The organism is Binatus sp. (SeqCode), assembly GCF_035272065.1.
Classification (GTDB): Bacteria; Desulfobacterota; Binatia; order Binatales; family Binataceae; genus Binatus.
The window spans coordinates 1-20903 of the sequence record NZ_DATEQZ010000078.1; the positions used below are offsets into that span (position 1 = coordinate 1).

The 20903-nt window shown below is 61.0% G+C and carries 23 protein-coding genes; 9 read left to right on the forward strand and 14 right to left on the reverse strand.

Annotated features, from left to right (window positions below; translation table 11 throughout):
• From VJX68_RS14515 to VJX68_RS14550, 8 genes are all read right to left on the reverse strand, one after another.
• The coding region (locus VJX68_RS14515) for an FAD-dependent oxidoreductase (protein WP_324096428.1) at positions 1 to 827 on the reverse strand (827 nt) is incomplete at its 3' end.
• A 12-nt stretch (positions 828 to 839) separates the two neighbouring features.
• Entirely contained in the window at positions 840 to 1445 is a 606-nt protein-coding gene (locus VJX68_RS14520; RefSeq protein WP_324096429.1) for a sulfite oxidase-like oxidoreductase, read from the reverse strand.
• A 285-nt stretch (positions 1446 to 1730) separates the two neighbouring features.
• Positions 1731 to 2720 (reverse strand): isocitrate/isopropylmalate dehydrogenase family protein, encoded by a 990-nt coding sequence (locus VJX68_RS14525; protein WP_324096430.1) that lies wholly within the window; start codon positions 2718 to 2720, stop codon positions 1731 to 1733.
• 337 nt (positions 2721 to 3057) lie between these two features.
• Positions 3058 to 4413, reverse strand: coding sequence for a glycerate kinase type-2 family protein (locus tag VJX68_RS14530; RefSeq protein WP_324096431.1), 1356 nt, complete (start codon positions 4411 to 4413; stop codon positions 3058 to 3060).
• 4 nt (positions 4414 to 4417) lie between these two features.
• On the reverse strand, positions 4418 to 5092 hold the full coding sequence (gene rpiA / locus VJX68_RS14535) for a ribose-5-phosphate isomerase RpiA (RefSeq protein ID WP_324096432.1): 675 nt from the start codon (positions 5090 to 5092) through the stop codon (positions 4418 to 4420).
• Between the two features lie 128 nt (positions 5093 to 5220).
• Positions 5221 to 5775, reverse strand: a complete 555-nt coding sequence (gene folE, locus VJX68_RS14540) for a GTP cyclohydrolase I FolE (protein ID WP_414643490.1) — start codon at positions 5773 to 5775, stop codon at positions 5221 to 5223.
• 71 nt (positions 5776 to 5846) lie between these two features.
• Complete coding sequence (locus tag VJX68_RS14545) at positions 5847 to 6749, reverse strand: methylenetetrahydrofolate reductase (RefSeq protein ID WP_324096434.1); 903 nt, start codon at positions 6747 to 6749, stop codon at positions 5847 to 5849.
• Positions 6750 to 6787: 38 nt separating this feature from the next.
• Positions 6788 to 7822, reverse strand: coding sequence for a homoserine kinase (locus tag VJX68_RS14550; RefSeq protein WP_324096435.1), 1035 nt, complete (start codon positions 7820 to 7822; stop codon positions 6788 to 6790).
• Positions 7823 to 7997: 175 nt separating this feature from the next.
• Here VJX68_RS14550 and bcp point away from each other — a divergent pair, with 175 nt between their 5' ends.
• Positions 7998 to 8537, forward strand: coding sequence for a thioredoxin-dependent thiol peroxidase (bcp, locus tag VJX68_RS14555; protein WP_324096436.1), 540 nt, complete (start codon positions 7998 to 8000; stop codon positions 8535 to 8537).
• A gap of 137 nt (positions 8538 to 8674) precedes the next feature.
• Here the strand turns inward: bcp and VJX68_RS14560 are convergent, their stop codons facing one another.
• Complete coding sequence (locus VJX68_RS14560) at positions 8675 to 9496, reverse strand: alpha/beta hydrolase family protein (RefSeq protein ID WP_324096437.1); 822 nt, start codon at positions 9494 to 9496, stop codon at positions 8675 to 8677.
• Between the two features lie 232 nt (positions 9497 to 9728).
• Here VJX68_RS14560 and hisI point away from each other — a divergent pair, with 232 nt between their 5' ends.
• From hisI to VJX68_RS14600, 8 genes are all read left to right on the forward strand, one after another.
• Entirely contained in the window at positions 9729 to 10172 is a 444-nt protein-coding gene (hisI, locus tag VJX68_RS14565; protein WP_324096438.1) for a phosphoribosyl-AMP cyclohydrolase, read from the forward strand.
• A gap of 6 nt (positions 10173 to 10178) precedes the next feature.
• Positions 10179 to 11078 carry an ATP phosphoribosyltransferase gene (gene hisG, locus VJX68_RS14570; RefSeq protein ID WP_324096439.1) on the forward strand — a complete coding sequence of 300 codons (900 nt, stop codon included), beginning with the start codon at positions 10179 to 10181 and terminating at the stop codon, positions 11076 to 11078.
• 239 nt (positions 11079 to 11317) lie between these two features.
• A complete protein-coding gene (locus VJX68_RS14575) occupies positions 11318 to 12772 on the forward strand; it encodes an adenylate/guanylate cyclase domain-containing protein (RefSeq protein WP_324096440.1) in 1455 nt (484 codons plus the stop codon).
• Positions 12773 to 12892: 120 nt separating this feature from the next.
• Positions 12893 to 13588 (forward strand): VOC family protein, encoded by a 696-nt coding sequence (locus tag VJX68_RS14580; protein WP_324096441.1) that lies wholly within the window; start codon positions 12893 to 12895, stop codon positions 13586 to 13588.
• A gap of 230 nt (positions 13589 to 13818) precedes the next feature.
• Positions 13819 to 14748: a crotonase/enoyl-CoA hydratase family protein gene (locus VJX68_RS14585; RefSeq protein WP_324096442.1), complete on the forward strand. Its 930-nt coding sequence runs from the start codon at positions 13819 to 13821 to the stop codon at positions 14746 to 14748.
• Positions 14749 to 15025: 277 nt separating this feature from the next.
• Positions 15026 to 15253: a hypothetical protein gene (locus VJX68_RS14590; RefSeq protein WP_324096443.1), complete on the forward strand. Its 228-nt coding sequence runs from the start codon at positions 15026 to 15028 to the stop codon at positions 15251 to 15253.
• Between the two features lie 114 nt (positions 15254 to 15367).
• Positions 15368 to 16546: a B12-binding domain-containing radical SAM protein gene (locus VJX68_RS14595; RefSeq protein ID WP_324096444.1), complete on the forward strand. Its 1179-nt coding sequence runs from the start codon at positions 15368 to 15370 to the stop codon at positions 16544 to 16546.
• A gap of 104 nt (positions 16547 to 16650) precedes the next feature.
• Positions 16651 to 17019, forward strand: a complete 369-nt coding sequence (locus VJX68_RS14600; RefSeq protein WP_324096445.1) for a hypothetical protein — start codon at positions 16651 to 16653, stop codon at positions 17017 to 17019.
• A 114-nt stretch (positions 17020 to 17133) separates the two neighbouring features.
• Here VJX68_RS14600 and VJX68_RS14605 read toward each other — a convergent pair whose 3' ends face one another.
• From VJX68_RS14605 to VJX68_RS14625, 5 genes are all read right to left on the reverse strand, one after another.
• A complete protein-coding gene (locus VJX68_RS14605) occupies positions 17134 to 17382 on the reverse strand; it encodes a hypothetical protein (protein ID WP_324096446.1) in 249 nt (82 codons plus the stop codon).
• Positions 17383 to 17514: 132 nt separating this feature from the next.
• On the reverse strand, positions 17515 to 17730 hold the full coding sequence (locus VJX68_RS14610) for a hypothetical protein (protein ID WP_324096447.1): 216 nt from the start codon (positions 17728 to 17730) through the stop codon (positions 17515 to 17517).
• A gap of 48 nt (positions 17731 to 17778) precedes the next feature.
• Positions 17779 to 18564, reverse strand: coding sequence for an enoyl-CoA hydratase-related protein (locus tag VJX68_RS14615; protein ID WP_324096448.1), 786 nt, complete (start codon positions 18562 to 18564; stop codon positions 17779 to 17781).
• A 28-nt stretch (positions 18565 to 18592) separates the two neighbouring features.
• Positions 18593 to 18826 (reverse strand): hypothetical protein, encoded by a 234-nt coding sequence (locus VJX68_RS14620; RefSeq protein WP_324096449.1) that lies wholly within the window; start codon positions 18824 to 18826, stop codon positions 18593 to 18595.
• Positions 18827 to 18928: 102 nt separating this feature from the next.
• On the reverse strand, positions 18929 to 20701 hold the full coding sequence (locus VJX68_RS14625; RefSeq protein ID WP_324096450.1) for a hypothetical protein: 1773 nt from the start codon (positions 20699 to 20701) through the stop codon (positions 18929 to 18931).
• Between the last annotated feature and the right edge of the window lie 202 nt (positions 20702 to 20903).

A 20903-nucleotide genomic window follows, 5' to 3' on the forward strand; every position in this document is an offset into this window, starting at 1 on the left:
CCGCGCTCGTCGGCGAGCACGAGAGATTCGCGCACCGGCAGTACCGTTCGTGCAAACACCAGATGCACGCCCTTGGTCAAGCGCACGCACGCTTTCGCCGCCGGATCGTCCATCCGCCGAATCTCGTCAACCCATGGCCCAGCCGCATTCAGAAATTTCTTCGCGCGAACTTCGCAGGTGATGCCGCCAAGCAAATCGCGCACGCTGACCGAGGCGATCTTCCCGTCCGCGATTCTGAAAGTCTCGACCGCCGCATAATTCGCGACCGCCGCGCCGTGCAAGTCCGCGTCGAGCACGTTCTCGAACGTGACGCGCGCATCGTCGGCCCACGCGTCGAAGTACATCGCGCCGCCGGTCAACCCGTCGCGGCTGAGTGCAGGCTCCGTCTCGCGCACCTCGGCGGCATTGAGGCTCGAGTGCCACTCCTTGAACGGCATCCCCGCAAACAGGTCGTAGAACGTCAGCCCCATTGCCATCGTGAAACGATTGAAGCCGCGCCGCCGATAGACGGGAAACAAAAACTGAATCGGATGCACCAGATGCGGCGCCGTGCGATGGCGCAGGCGCTCGCGCTCGCGCAGCGCTTCGTACACGAGCTTGAACTGCCCCTGCGGAAGGTAGCGGAAACCGCCGTGAATCAGCTTCGAGGATCGCGACGACGTTGCGCCCGCGAAATCGCCGCGGTCTAGCAGCGCGACCCGCAATCCGCGCATCGAGGCGTCACGCGCGACGGCCCCGCCGTTGATACCCGCGCCGATTACCGCGAGATCGAATTCCTCGTCGCGAAATCGCGCCAGACTCTTTTGACGGTTCAGCGTGGAGGCCAACGCATCCGACCGTCAGTCTTCGGGATCTTCCTGGAACGAGTAGCGCTCCTCGGTCCAGGGGTCGGCATGGTTGTGGTAACCGCGCACTTCCCAGAATCCGCGCCTGTCGATATCGGCGAACTCGAGCGCGCGCACCCACTTGGCGCTCTTCCATCCGTAGAGCTTCGGCACGACGAGCCGCAGCGGAAATCCATGATCCGGTTCGAGATCGCGCCCGTCATGCCGATGCGCCAGCATCGCGTCGTCGTCCAGAAACTCATTCAGCGGCAGGTTCGTCGTGTAATCGCCGTCGCAATGGACGATCACGTAACGCGCCTCGGGACTGAGCTTCACCAGCTTGATGAGATCAGCAACCCGCACGCCTTCCCACACGTTGTCGAGCCGCGACCAGGTCGTCACGCAATGAAAGTCGGCAACCTCGCGCGATTGCGGCAGCGCACGGAATTCCTGGTACGAAAATCGAAGCGGCTTCTCGACCAGTCCCACAACTTTGAAATCCCAGGTCTTCGGATCGAACCGTGGCGTCGCTCCGTAACTGAGCACGGGAAATTTGTCGGTCAGGATCTGTCCGGGCGGAACCCGCGCGGCGACGTCCTGTGCGATGAGCGGCTTGGCCATAGCGCTGACTATTATCTGACGGTTAGATCTGACGAAAGGGTCGAGAGCGGACCAGGCAGACTCTTGTGGTGTGTTCGCAGAACCCTCACCTACCGGCCGCGATGCGGCCGGTCGCCCCTCCGTAAAAGAAACGGCGAGGTAAAGATTCGGACGCCTCCGCCCCAACCCTTCTAACAGGGACGAAGTCCCGCATCCTTTCTTATCACTGGGTGCAGGGGTCACCCTGCCCAAGGAAGCGTGAAACCCACGGAGGGTTTCACATTTAATTAAGTGATTTACCCTTCCCTATCCTCGCGACATCGCCTTGACGATCGCCGCCGTCACCTCGCTCGTCGACGCTTTTCCGCCCACGTCACGCGTCAGCACTTTGCCCGCACGCAGTACCGACGCTGTCGCCGCGCGAATCTTCGCGCCGGCCGCGCGATGCCCAATGTAATCGAGCATCATCGCACTCGACAGGATCATCGCGATTGGATTGGCGACCCCTTTGCCCGCGATATCCGGCGCCGTGCCATGCACCGCTTCGAAAATCGCGCCCTTGTCGCCATAGTTGGCGCCCGGCACCAGGCCCAATCCGCCTACCAACCCGGCGCACAAATCCGAAACGATATCGCCGTAGAGATTTTCCAGCAGCAGCACGTCGAACGATTCCGGATGCGTCACCAGCCGCATACACGCCGCGTCGACGATTTGCTCCTGGTACCGAATCTCCTTGTAGTCCGCCGACACCGCGCGCGCGCACTTCAGGAACAGCCCGTCCGACAGCTTCATTATATTCGCCTTGTGAATCGCCGTGATCGATTTGCGCCGATGCGCCCGCGCATACTCGAATGCGAACTTCGCGATTCGCCGCGACGCGCGCGCCGTGATCACCTTGATACTCTCGACCACGCCCGGCGCGATCTCGTGCTCGATTCCCGAGTACAAATCCTCCGTATTCTCGCGCACCACGATCAGATCGACCTTGTTGAACGGCGTATGCACTCCGGCAAAGTTCATCGTCGGGCGCACGTTGGCGTACAGGTCGAACGTGCGCCGCAGATGCACGTTGATCGAGCGCCATCCTTCCGCCACGCGCGTCTCGAGCGGCCCCTTGAGCGCGACCCGCGTCCGCTTGAGCGATTCGATAAGCGCGTCCGGCACCGGAGTCCCGAAACGCCGAAACGCGTTCATCCCCGCCGCCTGCCGATCCCATTCGACTTCGACTCCAGTCGCCTCGATCACCGACAGCGCCGCGTTCACGACTTCCGGCCCGACCCCGTCGCCGGGGATCAATGTGACCGCGCGATTACCGGAAGTTTTCGTACGAGTCGTTTTCCGCGAAGCAGTCGATTGTTCTTTTGTTTTCAAAATTTTAACTGTGCCCAACGCTCCTCCATCCTAACCTCTCCTTGTCCGAGAGACCTTTGTATAACCCGCTGCGCCTTTCTTCCCCTCTCCCTGTTAGGGAGAGGATGAAGGTGAGGGTCCTTGTCCAGCGCGCATCTTTCGCGCGCGACTCAGGATTCTGCCGCTGTCTGTACGTCTGCGCATAGGTTACGCAAAGCTCTCCTCGGACAAGGAGAGGGCACTGAACTCGGAGCATAGCGCGCCCGAGTTCCTTGTACTTCAATTAATAATTCACCAGACCCACAAAAACGTCGCTGACGTTGGTTCCCGTCGGCCCGGTGACGAACAGCCCGCCCGACGCTTTGAAAAAGTTGTACGAGTCGTTGCGTGTCAAAGCGGCTGCGGCGCTGACTCCCGCGCGCTGGCCGTCCGCGACCGTGTCCGGCGACGCAAATGCCCCCGCCGCGTCGGTCGGCCCGTCGATACCGTCGGTGCCCGCAACCAGCGCTGCGATTCGGCGCCCGCGCCCTTTCTGCGACAGCTCGATTCCCATCGCGAGCGCGCATTGCTGTGCGCGTCCGCCCTTCCCGCCTCCGCGCACCGTCACCACCGGCTCACCGCCCGCCACGACGCACACCCGCTCATCCGTGATCTCGCACAGGTACTCCGCGATCGCACGGCCGGCATCGTTGGCTTCGCCATTCAGCGCCTTCCATCGCCGGGGATGATACCCGAGCGCCGCCGCAGCGCGCTCAGCCCCTTCCAGGGCCAGCTCGTTGTCTCCGATAATCACGTTGGTGACGCGCTCGAGGATCGGATCGCCGGTCTTCAGCATCGCGCCGGCTTCGCCCGCTACCCCTTTTTCCAGGTACGCGCGGATCGCCTCGGGCGCGCGCCCCCACACGCCGCGCCGCTTCATCACCGCGGCCGCGTCGCCGAAGCTGCTCCAATCACCGGCAGTCAGCCCCGATCCGATCGTCGCCAAATCGTTGCCTGGCACGTCGGAAAGAATCAGCCCGATCACGCGCGCGCCCCCGCAATGGTGCAAGAGGCGCCCGCCCTTCACCGCCGACAGATGCCTGCGCACGACATTGAGCTCGCGAATCGACGCACCGGCTTTGAGCAGCGCCTGGTTGACGGCGATCTTGTCCGCTAGCGTCAGGCCCTCGGCCGGCCGTGTGAACATCGCCGACGCCCCTCCGCTGATCGCGACGATCACCAGGTCGTCCGCCGTCGCCCCATGCAGCATCTCGCAGGCGAGATGCGCGGCTTCCTCCGACGATTCGTCAGGCACCGGATGGCTCGACGCGACGACCCGCACTCTTTTAAGTATTAGGGCCCGCTCCGTGGTCGCGGCGGAAACTCTCGGAACTACGGCGATCGCATCGGCTAGCTTGTCACCGATGCGGCGCTCGATCTCGAGCGCCATCCCGAGCGACGCCTTACCCACCGCCAGCATGAAGATTCGCGACGCACCCGCGATCAATTCGGGAACCCGCTCCGCGCCGGCGCCACCGCCGTCCATCGCGACTCCGACGAGCCGCCCCGGCTCGACCGCCGCCACCGCCGCGCGATAAATCGTTTCCAGGTCGGCGCGCGCCGCCTGGTCGGTATCGGAATCCGTGGTCGCTGAACTCACCTTGCTAGCGCTTCAGCACGCGAATCTTTCCCGATCCTTCCGCCACCAGCACGACATCCGCCATCGCGATGAACAATCCTGTATCGACCACCCCCGGAATCGCGATCAGTTCGCGATCCAGCCGCGCCGGATTCGCGATCCTCTTTACCGTGCAGTCGAGAACGAAGTTGCCATTGTCACTGATGAATCGTTGGCCACTGTTTTCCCGAACTCGCGCCGTCATTCCAAGCGCTTTGATTCTCGTCATCGCGAGCGGCACTCCGAATGGCACCACTTCGACCGGGATACGGCCGCGATCCCCCAGTCTCTTCACCAGCTTTTCCTCGCCGACCAGCACGACGAACCGCCGCGATGACGCCGCCACGATCTTTTCCCGTACCAGCGCACCGCCGTATCCTTTGTTCAGATTGAGCCGCGGATCGACCTCGTCAGCCCCGTCGAAGTCGGTATCGATTTTCCCCGCCTCAGTCAGCGAGACGATCGGAATTCCCACCGAGCGTCCGAGTTGTTCGCTAGCCTTGGAAGTAGGCACGCCACGCACCTCGATCCCGCTGGCTCCCAGCGCCCGAATGAACGCACTAGCCGCCCGCCCTGTCCCAAGCCCTACCGTATGCCCCCGCTTAACGAAGCGAAGCGCATACCGCCCAAGCCCCTCCAGCGACGCGTCATCAGCAGCCATCAACTATTCCTTGGACCGATTCGTGTTTCGTTCTCCTGAACTAAAGTACCGTTTCACGTGAAACACTTTCGCTAGGAAAGCCCAGCAAACAAGCTCCATTTCTAGAGAAAAAAGCGAAACTCGCGACGTTACGGCTTGCCGTTCCTTAGCAATTGCATGAACTCCTGGCGCGTCTCGGTGTTGGTGCGGAACACCCCCAGCATCGCCGACGTCGTGACGTAGGAATTCTGCTTCTCGACCCCGCGCATCCGCATGCACAGATGCTCGGCTTCGAGCACCACCGCGACCCCCAGCGGATCGATCTCCGACATCAACGTCTGCGCGATCTGCGTCGTCAGCCGCTCCTGCACCTGCAGGCGCCGCGCGTAGATCTCGACCATCCGCGCCAGCTTCGAGATTCCGACGATCTTCCGATTCGGCAGGTATGCTACGTGCGCCTTGCCCATGAACGGCAGCAGGTGATGCTCGCACAGGGAGTAAAAATCCAAATCCTTGCACAGGATCATTTCCTGGTAGTCCTGCTCGGAGAACAGCGCGCCATTGATCGCTTCCTTGGGATCCTTGGCGTAACCGCTCGTCAGAAACTCGTACGCCTTCGCGACACGCATAGGCGTGCGCTCGAGCCCTTCGCGCTCCGGGTCTTCCCCCATATGCCGCAGGATTACCCGAACCGCGTCTTCAATCTTGCCGCGCCCGTCGGCGCAATTTTTCTCCGCGGGAACCTTGGCCCGGGAACCATTTGCCTGGGTACGGTTCATTTACCGATCTCCTTGCGCCACCGGCTGAACTGAAGAGTCAGCTCGATTGCGAGTGACGGGCCGCCGCCGCTCATGATGATGAACCCCGCCGCATCGCGAGCCAACGACTTCATCAGCGCCAGGTTCTCGCGGATCGAGACCGCGCGCACCTCTTCTTCGCTCATCCCGGCGAATCTGTCCAGATGGCTGCGCGCGCCGCTAAGGTCCTTCACCCGGTCGATCAGGTAAGTTGCCATCGCCTCGCGCTTGACCGGGATGATTCCGAGCATCGTCTTTATTCCCAGCGTGTTGGCCTTTGCGATGAATCGCCGCCCGGTCTCGGCATCGAACACCGGCTGCGTTATCACGAAACGCGCACCCGCCGCGGCCTTGCGTTCGAGCAGCTCGAACTCACGCTCGATATTTTTTCGATTTGGATTCGCGACCGCCCCGGCAACGATTGAGGGCAGCGCCTTCAGTAGCGGCTTACCCTCGCCGGTGTCGCCGCGATTCAGCGCACCGACCATCGCGAGCAGCGCGTAAGCGTCGATATCGTGCGAGGCGATGACCTTGCCGTCGGGACCGGGCGGAATCTTATCGCCGTTGAGCGCGACGATCGCCTCGATTCCGATAGCTGCCGCGCCCAGCAGATCCGACTTCAGCGCGAAGCGGTTGCGATCGCGGCACGACACGTTCAGCACGACCGGAATCTTCAGGCGCTCCTTGATTGCCGCGCCGAATACCAGCCCCGACATCTTCACCTTGCCCAGCGCGTTGTCGGTCAGGTTGATCGCATCGGCGTGCCCGGCCAGCTCACCAAGTCGTCGTAGCAGCGGCGCCGGATTGATTCCGCGCGGCGGTGAGACTTCGAGCCACAGCGCGGGCGCGGCGGCGTTCAGGCTGTCGAGAATTGAAGGCAACGGATTTCTGCGCGGATGCGCGAGTCAGGTCGCGATTTTCACGCCTGGCGGCGCTCGGTCGCTTTGACCTTCTGGTACTTGCGGTAGTCGTAGCCGGTCGCCATTGCCATCAGCAGCGGCTCCATCCCGCCTTCGCGCTCGCGGCGCAGCACGCGCAGGCGATCGAAGAACTCGCGGAAGTCCTTGTCGACGCGATGCTTCCCGTCCACCGGCGACAGAAAGAAATCGTGTAGCCGCGTCACGGTGAAGCGCAGCGACGAAAATCGCAGCTCGTTGGGAAACGCGTCCCATTCCGCCAGCGACAGCGTCCGCACCGACTCATAGCCCGACAGCAGGTAGCGAAACCGGTCGAGCGAGTAGCTGCCATCGACGAAGCACAGCGCGTTGACCGCGGTCGCGATATCGAAAATGAACTTGCCGCGGCACGCCGCGTCAAAGTCGAGCATCGCGGTCAGCTTCTCGCCGCGAAACAGCAGGTTGTCGGCGAAGATATCGCCGTGGATTACGCCCTTGGGCAGCTTGCCTTCGAGATACCGCGTCAGGTACTCGACCTCGTCGTCGAGCGTGCGGCAAATCTTGCGGAAGTAGTTCGGCAGCCGGTTGCGCACGGTCAGGTACAGGTCGGCGATTCGCTCGAAGCTGAAGCGGTTGTCAATTCCCTTCTTGTACGCCTTGCCGATCACGTGCAGGTCGCCGAGCGCGTGGCCGATCGTCTCTAGCTGGCTCGGCTTCAGGCGCGCGGGCGCCAGCACCTTGCCCTCCTGGTACTTGAACAACGACACGCAGCGATTGTTGTAGTTGCGGTAGAAGCGGCCCATCCGATCCTGCATCGGATGCGGGCACGGGAACGCATGCTTGCGCAAAAACGACAGCAGATCGATCTCGCGCTTGAGCTCGTTCTCGCTTTTGACCTCGTCGATCCGCAGCAGGAACTTGCCCTTGGCCGCCTCGAGCACGTAGTTGGTGTTGACCGATCCTTCGGGTATTCCGGTCGCGCTGGTGACGCGGCCCAGACCATAGTCGTCAGCCAACTCTTTCAGGAACGGTTTGCTTAGCTCGGTGTAAACGGCCATAGGAACGCGTGCGCGATCAATTGAGAACTGTCAGACGGCCAAGTCTAAGGTGTGACTGGCGCCTCGTCAACTAGGGGCCACGAAACCCTTGCAAAATATGGGTTTCGTGAATTCTTGAAATCGGCACGGGACGCCTGAAGTTGCGTCACGCATCACGCGCGACTAAATCAATTCCATGCCGACATCCAAAAAAACCGCCGCCAAAGCTCCGAAGAAATCCGCAACCGCGACCGCGAAAAGCGCCAGCGCCGCGCTCGAGAGAAAGAAGGCGCCCGCCTTCGAGCTGTTCGACGCCGGCGGAAAAGCCGTCGCGCTGAAAGATCTGATCGGCGCGAACAACCTCGTGCTCTATTTCTATCCCAAGGACATGACCCCCGGATGCACCATCGAGGCGTGCAGCTTCCGCGACAATATCGCGCCGATCAAAAGGCTCGGCGCCAAGGTCGTCGGCATCAGCGCCGACTCGACCGACTCGCACGGCAAGTTCATCGCCAAGCACGAGCTCAACTTCCCGCTGCTCGCCGATCCCGGCAACAAGGTCTGCAAGCTGTACGGTGTGTACAAGATGAAGTCGCTCTACGGCCGCGAGTTCATGGGCATCGAGCGGACTACGTTCATCATCGACAAAGCAGGCGTCGTGCGGAAGGTGTTCCCGAAGGTGAAGGTGAACGGGCACACGGCGGAAGTGATCGAGGCGCTGAAGGAGATCGCGTAGGTCTCGCCCAACCCGTTCCAACAAGGACGAAGTCCCGCACCTTATTTTTAAAATTTGGTGCAGGGGTCACCCCTGCCCAAGGGAGCGTGAAACCCACGGCGGGTTTCACATTCAATTAAGTGAACTGTGTGTGCGGCTTACGAAGCGGCGGCGCGATTTGAATCTAGCAGATTATCCCGCAGGAAGGCGCGCAGTTCGGGCTCGACGCGCTTGCCGAGATCGTGCGACGCCTGTGGGAAATAGAGCGTCTCGACTTTCGCGCCACGCGCACGCAACTCGTCGGCGAGCTTCACCGCCTGTCCCACCGGCATTCGATTGTCCTGCTGACCGTGCATGATCAGCACGCTGCATTCGAGCTTCGGCGGCAGATGCGCTATCACGCTGCGCTCTTTCAGAATCCGCTTGCTGGGCCATACTTCCCGCAGAATAGACAGCTTGGTGCGCAGCGGTGCTTCCGGCCATAGCGACAGCGGATCGTAGCATCCCGATTCAAGAATCAGCGCCCGCGGGCGCGAGTCATAATCCATCAGCAGGCCCGCCGCGACTGCGCCATGCCCAAGTCCCCAAACCGCGAGCCGCGACGCATCTACGTCATTGCGTCCCGCCAGCATGTCGAGCGCCTTGCGCGACGCCAGCACCGACGGTTGCCCCACAAAGCGGCTGGGCCCCGACGAATTGCCGTAGCCCGGGATACTCACGCACGCGACCTGGATTCCCATCGCCGCGATTCCCTGGCTCATCTTGACGCATTGGTCAACGTTGCCCTCGCCGCCGTTGAGCACCAGCAGCCCGGGCCGCCGGCCCTGCTCGGCGCTGCGCGTCAGGTAGCCCTCGATATGGTAATTCTTGGGACCCATCGCAACGTCGAAGTTAAATTGATCGACGTTTTTGTAATTCGACTCGATCGATTTGCCGGGGATGTGGCAGGCGACGGCCGACAGGGCGAGAACAATCGCCACAACAGGAAGTTTCTCCAATCGTCGCTTTGAAAGAGGGGACATCTTCGATCGCGAACGAGCCGAGGGGCTCGGCAAGTCGTCTGACATCGGCCCGTAATGTACTCGCATTGTCATTAATTGAAAACAGGTTGGCGCCCCCGCGGCAACACAACGCATTGAATCGCGCCGAAGTTTGACCGATACTTCTTGATTCGCAAGCGCAATTTTCGCGGTAGTCAACTCGGTGGCAACAATGGCAACGCAGGCAGAAAACGCGACTTCAGCATCGGCGGCAATTGATTTCGACAAGAACGGCGGCGTCGTCGCCGCGATTGCCGTCGATCACCTGAGCCATCGCGTGCTGACCGTCGCCTATATGAATCGCGAGGCTTTCGACGAGACGGTCGCCACCGGCCGCGCGTGCTACTTCTCGCGCTCGCGCAACAAGCTGTGGCGCAAGGGCGAAGAGTCGGGAAATTTTCAAATAGTGCACGAGATTCGCCTCGACTGCGACGCCGACGCGGTCGTCGTAACTGTCGAGCAGCGCGGCGACGGGGCCGCATGCCACGAGGGCTACGAGTCGTGCTTCTTCCGCAAGCTCGATGCGGGCGCATGGAAAATCGTCGAGCAGCGCAAAGTCGATCCCGCCAAGTACGGCCCCAACTACGGGCATCAGCCGAAGAAGTCGGCCGGTTGATCGAATATGGCTGACAAGGTTCTGAAATTCGGCATCCCCAAGGGCAGCCTCGAGAATCAGACGCTCGAGCTGATGCGCAAGTCCGGATGGCGCATCACGGCCGACCCTCGCTCCTACATCCCTGCCACCGACGACGCGACGCTGAGCTGCCGCATCCTGCGCCCGCAGGAGATGCCACGCTACATCGCGGACGGCTCGCTCGACGCGGGCATCACCGGCAGCGACTGGATCGTCGAGAACAACGTGACTCTCCAGCAGGTCGAGAGCTTCATCTACGCCAAGGCCACGCTGACACCCTCGCGATGGGTGCTGTACGTGCGCAACGATTCGCCGGTCAAGCGGCTTGAAGACCTTCAGGGCAAGCGAATCGCGACCGAGCTGGTGCAGTTTGTTAAGCGAATACTATCCGAGCGCAAAGTTGCAGCCGACGTTGAATTTTCGTGGGGCGCGACCGAGGCCAAGGTCGCCGAAGGCATCACCGACGCCGCAATCGACGTCACCGAGACCGGCTCGTCGATCCGCGCCAACGGCCTGCGCATCGTCGAGGAGCTGATGACCTCGAATCCGGTGCTGGTCGCCAATCCGGCGGCTTGGGCCGATGCGTGGAAGCAGGCGAAGATTCGGCAGATCGGCATCCTGCTTCGCGGTGCACTCGATGCCGAAAACCGCGTCGGCATCAAGATGAACGTCGCGAAGGAAAATCTCGAAAAAGTGATCGCCTTGCTGCCGTCGATCACCGCGCCAACCATCTCGCATCTCTACCCATCCCAAGCGCTGAAAGGCGTCGAATGGTTGGCGGTCGAGACGGTAATCACCGAGCAAACGGTGCGCGAGCTGTTCCCCAAACTGATCGAGGCCGGCGCTGTCGGCATCGTCGAGTTCCCGCTGAATAAAATCATCGGCTAGCTCTCGTTCCTGGCCTGTCTCTATCAGGGGATCAGCGGTTATCATCATTAGGATGAAGCCCGGCAAATGAACATGCAGCAATGGAATTGGCGGGGCGTCGACCTCAACAATCCCCAAGAGCGAGAAATAAAATCGAGAAGCGTTCGCAGCGATCAAAGAAAAGGTTCGACCTGAAGCGTAAGCGCGGGTACGAAGATGAAGTCCTATGACAAGCGCGACGATCGCGGGCGATCGAGAGTATGACCCTGAGTAACTTCGGGCCCGCGGTCCATGAACCGAGTTTTCAAGAGAGACTCGACAGACTCCGCGCGAGTTATGCGAACCATGACGATTTGGTTCGAGAGCTGGAGAGCTTTGTGCGGAAGGCGCCAGACGATCAGATCGTGCGCATCAATCCGATCCAATATGCGGCCAATCATGGGCGCGATGAGGCCGAGGTCATTGACCTGTTTCTGCATGCGCGCAAAGCGGGCTTGCTCACCATGGAGTGGCATTATGTGTGCCGCGGCTGCGGGATGATCATCGAAAGCTTTCACACGCTGAATGCGGCGGGTGAACACTCCTTCTGCAAAACCTGCCTGGTCAACCGCGATGCGGATCTGAGTGATTTCGTCGAAATCGGATTTACAGTCTCGAAAGCCGTGCGCACGTCGCGGTTCCATGATCCCGAGAGGTTGAGCGCGAAGGAAGTTGTTATCGACTACAACACAGCTGCAAGTGCGATGGCGCGGGACGGCACGAAAGCGCGCGACTTTTATTGGCGCCACAACGTGTTCGTCAGCTATGTCGAACCCGGCGAAACCGGGACGTTCCAAGTCAACCTGGAGCCTGGATTTTTCGCTTTGCGGTACGGTCCGGAGCTTATTGTAGATCCGTCATCGGACAATCGCGTTGAACGGATCGATATCACACATCGCGATGGCAGGCCGGCCGAGAAGATGCAGACAGTGGCGCCGGGATCGTTGACGTACACTCTGACGAACGCCAGCCCGGATCGCATCGTCGCGTCTGCGATCAGCGTCACTGAGGCCGAACGCGCAGCCTTGAGTGGGACAACACCGGGCTTCAAGCTAGGAGACTTCCTGTCGGGTTCGCGCCTTTTGTCGATGCAGACGTTCCTAGATCTCTTCCCGTCGGAAACGGTGATGAGCGCCGGCGGCCTGGCGGTCAAGCGAGTGGCGGTGCTGTTTACTGACATTAAGGGCTCGACGGCGCTCTACGATCGCATCGGGGACATGAAGGCGTTCAACCTGGTGCGCCAGCATTTCGGCGTGTTGCGCGATGTCATTGCGGCGAACCGTGGCGCGCTGGTCAAGACGATTGGCGATGCGGTGATGGCAAGCTTTCACGATCCGCTGAACGCCATTGGCGCCGCGCTGGACATGCTTGCACAGATCAGGCGCTTCAATGATAGCGCGGGCGAGGAACTGATCATGCTGAAAATTGGCGCGCATGTCGGTCGATGCCTGGCGGTGACGTTGAACGAGCGGCTCGATTATTTCGGGCAGACGGTCAACCTGGCGGCGCGCGTGCAGGGGCTGGCCGCGGAGAACGAGATTTATCTGAGCGACGAGATGTACTGCTTACCCGGCGCCGCGGTCTTGTTGGCAGCGATGCAGTGCGACGCGCAGACCGTCCACGTCAAAGGCATCGAGCGCGAGATCGTCGTTCACGCATTGCGCGCCCGACCCTAGGGCCCGCCGCTACACTGCCCTCTGCCAAGTTGATTCCGAGTTGTCCGATCCATCATCAGAGAGTTCCCTTCCTCGCTTCATTGTGGCACAACACAGATACCCCACACGGAGGTCGGCATCATGGGTCTGCCCAATGGAGTGCATCACCTCGCCATCTGCACCAAGGACATCAAAAAACAGATCGAGTATTTCTCCCAAGTCGTCGGGATGGAACTGGTCGCGCTTTACTGGATGCATGGCGTCGACAACACCTTCCACGGCTTCATGAAGCTGAGCGATAGCTCGTCGATCGCATTCGTGCAGCATCCCGACGTCGCCAACATCCAGCCGATCAAGGGCGTCTCGCACGCCGGGCACACCACGCAAAACGTCGCGGCCGGAGCGATGCAACATCTGGCGCTCAACGTCGACAGCTACGACGACCTCATGGCGATTCGCGATCGCGTCCGCTCGCACGGGCATTGGGTGATGGGCCCGCTCGACCACGGTTTCTGCAAATCGATCTACCTGGCCGCGCCGGAGGGAATCATGCTCGAGTTCTCGACCTCCGAAGGCGGCTCGATCGATGCGGAAGCGTGGATCGATCCCGAAGTGCAGGCGCTGGCCGGAATCGGCGCCGACGAAGTCGAGAAGTACAAGCATCCCGCGCAGTTCGAATCGAAGGGCGGCAAGGTCGCGCAGCCGAAGCCCGACCCGGCGAAGCCGCTGATGGACTTTCCGGCCGACGATCGCATCTGGACGATGAGCGACGAGGAAGTGACCCGCCGCATGAGCGAGACCACGCCGCCGGTACAGAAGAAAGTCAAAGCCGCGTAGCCGGTTTAGCAAGGACGACGATCAAAGCCTCCCGCGTTCGTCGGGGGAGACCGACGCGCGTCCGCGCGCGGCGGGCGGGGGACCTTGGGTTTTCTGAATTCTGGTTGCTGCTCACCTCGCATCTGAATGTGCGGCGAAACAGGCAATTGCCGCACAATTGTCCCCCACCCCACTTTAACCCTCCCCCGACGAACGTAGGAGGTAACCAGATTGTGCTATATGCGATTCCCATGAAGACTCTCCGCACCGAGACCCGCAACGGCGTCGGCATCATCACGCTCACTCGTGCCGCCGAGTACAACACGATCACGCCCGAACTGCGCGACGAGCTTGCCGCTGCGATCGATCGTGCCGACGCCGACCGCGACGTCCATGTGATACTGCTGCGCGCCGAGGGTCCGGCGTTTTGCGCCGGCTACGCACTCGAAGGGTCCACGCGCGCGCAAGCCGGTGAAGGTTCGCGCAAGCGCGTGTGGGACTCGGTGGCCGACTACGGCATGATCTCGCAATACGTCAACGTGTACATGAAGCTGTGGTACGCGAAGAACCCCTCTATCGCTGCCGTTCGCGGATGGTGCATCGGGGGCGGCACCGACATGGTGCTATGCGCCGACCTGATTATCGCCGGCGAGTCCGCGTCGTTCGGCTATCCGCCGTCGCGCGTGTGGGGCACGCCGACCACCGCTATGTGGGTCTATCGGATGGGCCTCGAACGCGCCAAGCGCTACCTGCTGACCGGCGATGAAATTCCCGCGCCCGAGGCCGCACGCATCGGCCTCATACTCGAAGCAGTGCCCGACGCCGAGCTCGACGCGCGCGCGACTTCGCTGGCCGAGCGGATGGCGCAAGTGCCCACGAATCAACTCCAGATGCTCAAGCTGCTATGCAATCACACCGCCGAGAACATGGGCCTGGCAACGTCGCGGCTGGTGGGCTCTTTGTTTGATGGAATCGCGAGGCATACGCAGGAAGGCCTCGATTTCGTCGCACGCGCGCAAGCGCAGGCTTTCGGCAGGCAGTTCGCGAGCGTGACGATCCATTCGGGGATTATGGCTCGGGGCCGCGCTCAAAGAATCGCGCGGCAAAGAAAGGCGGGAAGCGAAGAACTTAATCTGATGCGGAACCCTCCGTGGGTTCCGCACCTCCTTGGGCAGGGGTGACCCCTGCACCCAGTGATAAAGACGCGAGGCCACTCCATGACCACCACTGACATCACCTCGCGGCGACGCCTCGGGCGCTAGCCCGGAAGTCGAAAGACGCAGAGCGATCTTCCGTCTGTTTTTGCGCGCCCGCAGCCGTCGCCTCAAACTCCTCTCGACCCTACTCTTTGACAACATTTCCAATAAGTGTGTTTCGATGGTAGTAGCCTTCGATACTAATAGTCGAAATTAGCATCTGAAAGACAAACTCGCTGAAATCGTCAGGGAGGAGGCTGCTATGCCAAAAGGCAAAGAAGAGCTACCGGAAATCCTGAGCTATATCCCGTGGTGGCGCAAAGGCGATCCGGGTCCGGACTGGCCTTGGATCTTCCAGGAGATTAGCGCCGAGGCGCAAGTCCAATTGGTGGTCAGCCAGCTCCAGTACGAAAAGGAAGTGGTGGCGGCGCAAGCCAAGGCGATCGATCGCAACATCGCGATTCTCAACGCCGCCGCTGGCAAGAAGTAGTAGGCGAAGAGGGGGAGAGATTTTACTTTCGCTTGCGGAGCTGCCGCGACGGCGCCGCAAGCGCCGGTATCCCATTCCCGTGAAGGTTTCGGTTCAACGCAATGGAGAACTCCCATGACCGAAACAACTAGTCAGGACACTCTCGCGGCGCCACGCGACATCTCGCGACCGGTGATGCTCATCGGATTCCAAGAGCAGGCGAATCTTGGATTGGGTTACCTGGCGGCCACGCTGCGGCGCGTGGGTTACCGGGTCCAGGTGTTTGATTTCGAGCAGGAGCGCGAACGGATTCTCGCGGCGGCTAAGTCACTCGACCCGATCCTGATCGGCTTTTCTCTGATCTTCCAATTTTATGTTGATCGCTTCGGCGCGCTGATCCGCTATCTGCGCGACAACGGCGTCGGCTGTCATTTCACGATCGGTGGCCATTTCCCTAGCCTCAGCTACCAGCACACGCTCGAACTGCTGCCCGAGCTCGACAGCGTCGTGCGCTTCGAAGGCGAAACGACTCTACTCGAAATGGTCGATCGGCTGAGCAGGGGCCGCGACTGGCGCGACATTGCCGGCATCGCCTATTGCAGCGGCGACCAAGTCATCGCGACCGAGCCGCGCCCGCTGGTGCCGGATCTCGATTCGTTGCCGTATCCCGAGCGCGACGCGTGCCGCGGCACGACAATTCTCGGTCGCCGCGCCATTCCGATGCTCGCGAGCCGCGGCTGTATCCGCACCTGCTCGTTCTGCTCGATTCACGTGTTCTACCGGGTGGCGCCGGGCAAGGTGGTGCGGACCCGCAAGCCGGCCAAGGTGGTCGAGGAGATGCGCGTGCTGCACGAGCGCGACGGCATCACGATATTCCTCTTTCAGGATGACGACTTTCCGGTCTACGGGGTGGTCTGGCAGCGATGGGCGCGCGAGTTCGTCGCCGAGCTGCATCGCAGCGGATTACCTGGGCGCGTCATCTGGAAAATCAACTGCCGTGCCGACGCGGTCGATCCCGTTCTGTTCGCTGAGATGCGCGACGCCGGCCTGTTCATGGTGTACATGGGGCTCGAATCCGGCAGCGAGGAGGGACTGACGACGCTGCACAAGCAGATCACCGTCGAGCAGAACCTGCGAGCCGTTGCGACGCTGAAGGAACTCGGCATCATGTTCGAATTCGGCTTCATGCTCTTCGATCCCTCGACCACCTTCGAATCCGTGAACGACAGCCTCGACTTCCTGCGCACCATCGTTGGCGACGGCGCGGCGCCTGCCACTTTCTGCCGGATGATTCCTTACGACGGCACCCCATAAAGGATCAACTCGCGCGTGAGGGGCGCCTGAAGGGCGACATCTGCCATCCCGACTATGACTTCCTCGATCCGCGCGTCGATGTGTTCTTCCAGGCGCTCAATCGAATGGTGCATGTTTCGGGCTGGATTCACGGTATCGGCGCGCTGACCGTGCAACTCCAGTACGTCAAGGGCGAGGTCGCGGCGATGCAAGCGCTTTTCCCGCCGCTTGACGGTTTTGCGGAATACCGCGAAGCGGTTCGTGAAATCACGGCGTCCGCCAACGCGGTGCTGTTCCGGGTGGTCGACGACGTGCTCCGCCAATATCGCAACGGCGAACCGCATCGATGGACGCCGCGAAAGGTTCGCGAGGAGTGCGTTCAGTTCCAGGAGACGCTGCTCGAAGAGCGCAATTCGTTCGTCAGCCACAACCAGGAAATTCTGATCAAGGCGCTGGACGCGGAGTCATCTGCGGCGCAATCGTCGTACGCCTGACCTGTCGCCGATCTTTGAAGCAAAGGCGAAAGCCGCGTTCAAGGCATGGTTGGCGACCCGTCTAATCCGCGGTCGCGATGGCGGCCTGCAACACCATCTCGGGCACTAGGAAGGTTACTTGCCCAAACCCACCGCCTGACGGGATTTCGCGATTCGCTCGCGTGAGGCTACCAGCGCTTCGACGTTCTTGGCGCCGCGATAGCCCATCTGATCGGCCAGATATTCCGCGAGCTTGCGCTCGGAGATATTCGGCTTCTGTTTGCGTTTGTCTTCAGCCAGCTCGGCGAGCGTGGTCCGCAGGGTATCTTCGGAGTCCCTGAGCGTCTCGAAGATCGGGGAGGGAATCGCAGAATTGATGGGCATGCATGTCACCTATGCCGCTAATCATAGCATAAACGGAGCAAACCTCGTGCATGCCATATGTCAAACGAAAGCGTCCACAATTGGTCAAAGGTTTTGTTCCCTGCGCGACAATTTCATTCAGAAGACGAGGCGCTAACTCTGCGGGTCTTTCAGATGAGGCCGGGTTGCGTAGAAGAAATCCATGCCGGGGACGCCGCGCGGGGTTTCGTCGTCGAATAGCACAGACACCACTCCGTAGAATGCGACTATCGTCCAGAACGCGCCGGTGCCTATTGGCGGGAACGCTGCCGTCGTCGCGCCGACGAGCAGCGTTGCGATTGCGTCGTGCAATAGCCAGAGTTCCTGCATCTTCGCGACTCCTGGCCCTCCGTGCGCCCGCCGTCGGGGCGCGCCACCCTACTCTCCGGTCCAGTTCGGCTTTCGTTTCTGCGAGAATGCCAGCGGTCCCTCGACCGCGTCCTTCGATCTGAACAGCTTCGACTGCAATTCGTAGTGCTTCGCGAGCGCCGCTTCGACCGTCATCCCGAGTCCGTTCATCGCCGCTTCCTTCGTTGCCTGCACTGACAACGGCGAGCACTCCATGATCTCGCCCGCCCACTTCTCGGCCGTTGGAATCAGATCCTTCAGCGGCACGACCTCATTGGCGATTCCGAATCTTAGCGCGTCGGCCGCCGTGATGTGCTTGCCCGTCAGCATCATGCCCATCGCGAGCTTGAGCGGGATGTGGCGCGGCAGACGATGGACGCCGCCGGCCGCCGCCATCAGGCCGACGCGCGGTTCCGGCAATCCGAAGCGCGCATGCTCGGCCGCGATGATGATATCGCAGGAAAGCGCGATCTCGAATCCACCGCCGAGCGCGAATCCATTCACGGCCGCAATGATCGGCTTATAGATGTCGTAGCGCGCGGTGATTCCGGCGAAGCCGCCCTTGCCGCGAATCGATTCGGCCAGTTGCCCGCGATTCTCCGCGGTCCAGCGCAAATCATTGCCGGCCGAGAAACCCTTGTCGCCGGCGCCCGTTACGATCGCGACCCACGCCGACTTGTCCGCGACGAAGTCGTCCCACACGCTGTCCATCTCGATATGACACGGCGGATGCAACGCATTCATCCGCTCGGGCCGGTTGAACGTGATGTAGGCGATATGGTTGCGCTTCTCGTACTTGATGAATTTCAGATCCATTTTTTCACCTTCCATTCCCGAATCTATATTACTGCTCGTCTAACAATTCGAAAAATGCGTCGATGCTTTGCATCAGTTGCCGCCGGATTTGTACTCGCGTGCCTTCGATCAGATGCATCGTGACGCGCCCGCTGGTGCCGTCGGCCAAGCTGATGCGCGCGTCCTCGACACCGGCGACACTGCCCTGGTCGAAAATACGCAACCCGTAAACCAGCGAGCCGCGCTGCGACGCTCCTTTCACCAGAGTCAGCTTACGCGCCATCGGGTTCTCCCTCGTTCATATCCGTAGCTCTATAGCATAACGAAGAACAGCTGTGACGCACCGCCGCGGATCGAAGCGGCTCTTTCGTGCGCGATGGATTTTTCAATCTTCGAAGGTTCGAATCAGGCCGGTCACGCCCGCGATGAAGATCGCGCTGAGCAACCATCCCGCAATGATTTGCAGCCACAGGTAGTAGCGCAGCATACGCCCGCTGAATCTCACTTTCCGGTTGAATAGGGCTATCTCTCCGGCGGCGCCTGCGTCCGGCCACCAATAGTGTTCCTGATGAAGATTAACGAACGGCAGGAATACGTCGAGCGAGTAGAGCAGCGGATGAAGCCGCTCGTAATCGGACCCGCTTTCGGAATTCGGAATCGATTCCGGCCAGGTGCGGCGCATCACACCTGCTCGCGCGCCGACCGTAACCATCAGCCATCCGAGCAGCACCACCATCGACGCCCATATAATCGTGAGTAGCGGCTCGTGGCCGTAGCCGACGGTAGTCTTGAGAAAGCCCGCCCAGATTCGGCGCAGCAAATACGAATTCTGGTAGCGCGCATCCTGCTCCGCGATCAACACGCTGACTGCACCCGCGTCGTCGCCATTGGCGCGCAGAACCTTCGCGAGCTCGCGATATGGCTGCGGATGGAACTCCGGCTGCAGAGACACCCATCGCAAGCGGCTTCGCGCGTTCTTGACCACTCCGAATCCCGTATAAGTGAGGCCGTCGATCAGGAGCTTGCCCGCCTGCGGCCAACTCCGTTCGTCGTCATTCATCCCAAGGACGCTTGCCCCACTTAAGTCGAGAGTTGCCCCATTTTGCAGGTCCGTGTTTTGCGTCCCGAAGGAGCCATTGACCTCAAGGCCGCCGGCGAACAGGCCATGGCGCTCGGTGGTTTTTCCAGCGAACTTGCCACTTGAAATAAGAAACACTCCCGCGATGTGAGTCCCCAGGAATTCCACGGCCCCGTCCGATTGAAAGTCTCCGAACGGCTCGACCCCCAGAATAACGCTCCCTCCGATCCGGACAAGCGAGGCCGCGATTGAGGTGTTGTTCGGATTTACAAACCGTCCGCCGGGGAAGGTCAAATCGCCTCCTATCGCCGATTGGTTGAGGACCACGGCTCCATCTGATTCGGCGCCGCAGCACATTCCTATCGAATGCTTCACCTCGATGCCGTCAGCATCGATAGCAACCTTCAGTGGGGTCAAAAAAGGATTAAACGCTGCCTTGGAATGCCGGAAATGTCCGTGGTCAAAGACCAGATCTCCGTCCACCTTGCCTCCCGAAATATCGATCTCGCCGTCGGCTTGAAAGGAGCCGTAGTCGTGGCCATCGTCCCCGAAGAACAAGCTGCCAGCGACCCGCATGTCAGGAGCGAAAATTTCGCCGGTGTAGCTCCCGTCGAGATCGAGCCGAGGAATCTCGGTCGCCGCGAGCCGAATCTGCTTCGGGATCGAGCATTGGATCATCATGATCGCGAATGGCACGTGCACGTAGGAGAGATCGAGCGGGCCAACCACCCGCGCACCAAGCACGCGGATGCCGCTTGGATGGATGCGCGCGATTGCCGCGTGATCGACGGCAAGCCACTCGATGAGCGTGGCGCGAATGTCGCGATCCCTCGTCCAGGCGGCAGCGTCTTTCGGATCGTTGCTCGGGTCCAGTGGGTCCTTGCTCAGACCAGCGACGGCAAGCTCGCCGTGATTCAGGTTGCCGATTTCCGCGAATTCGAGCAACGCCAACTCTGCGTGCGTGAGGCTGGGAAATTTGGCGGCGGCCAGCCGGGAGAGTTCGCTTAGGGCCGGCGGCACGCTCTGTTTGCGATCCGACGCGAAGCCGCGCGCCGCGCTCGACAAAAGCGCGATGCACACGAGCGCGAAAACGCTGCCGCAGGTCCTCTGACGAAGCGCGCAAATCGAAGTCTCCTCCCGCGCGCCAGCCTATGAACTTGCCATCCTTGCCGCAACGCGGATCGGTGCTACGTTGACAATCAGGGATGGCCCCCACAGAATCGCGCCGATGGATGGAATGTCGATAAGAACCCGGTCCTCGAAAAAAACCCGATTTCCCCGC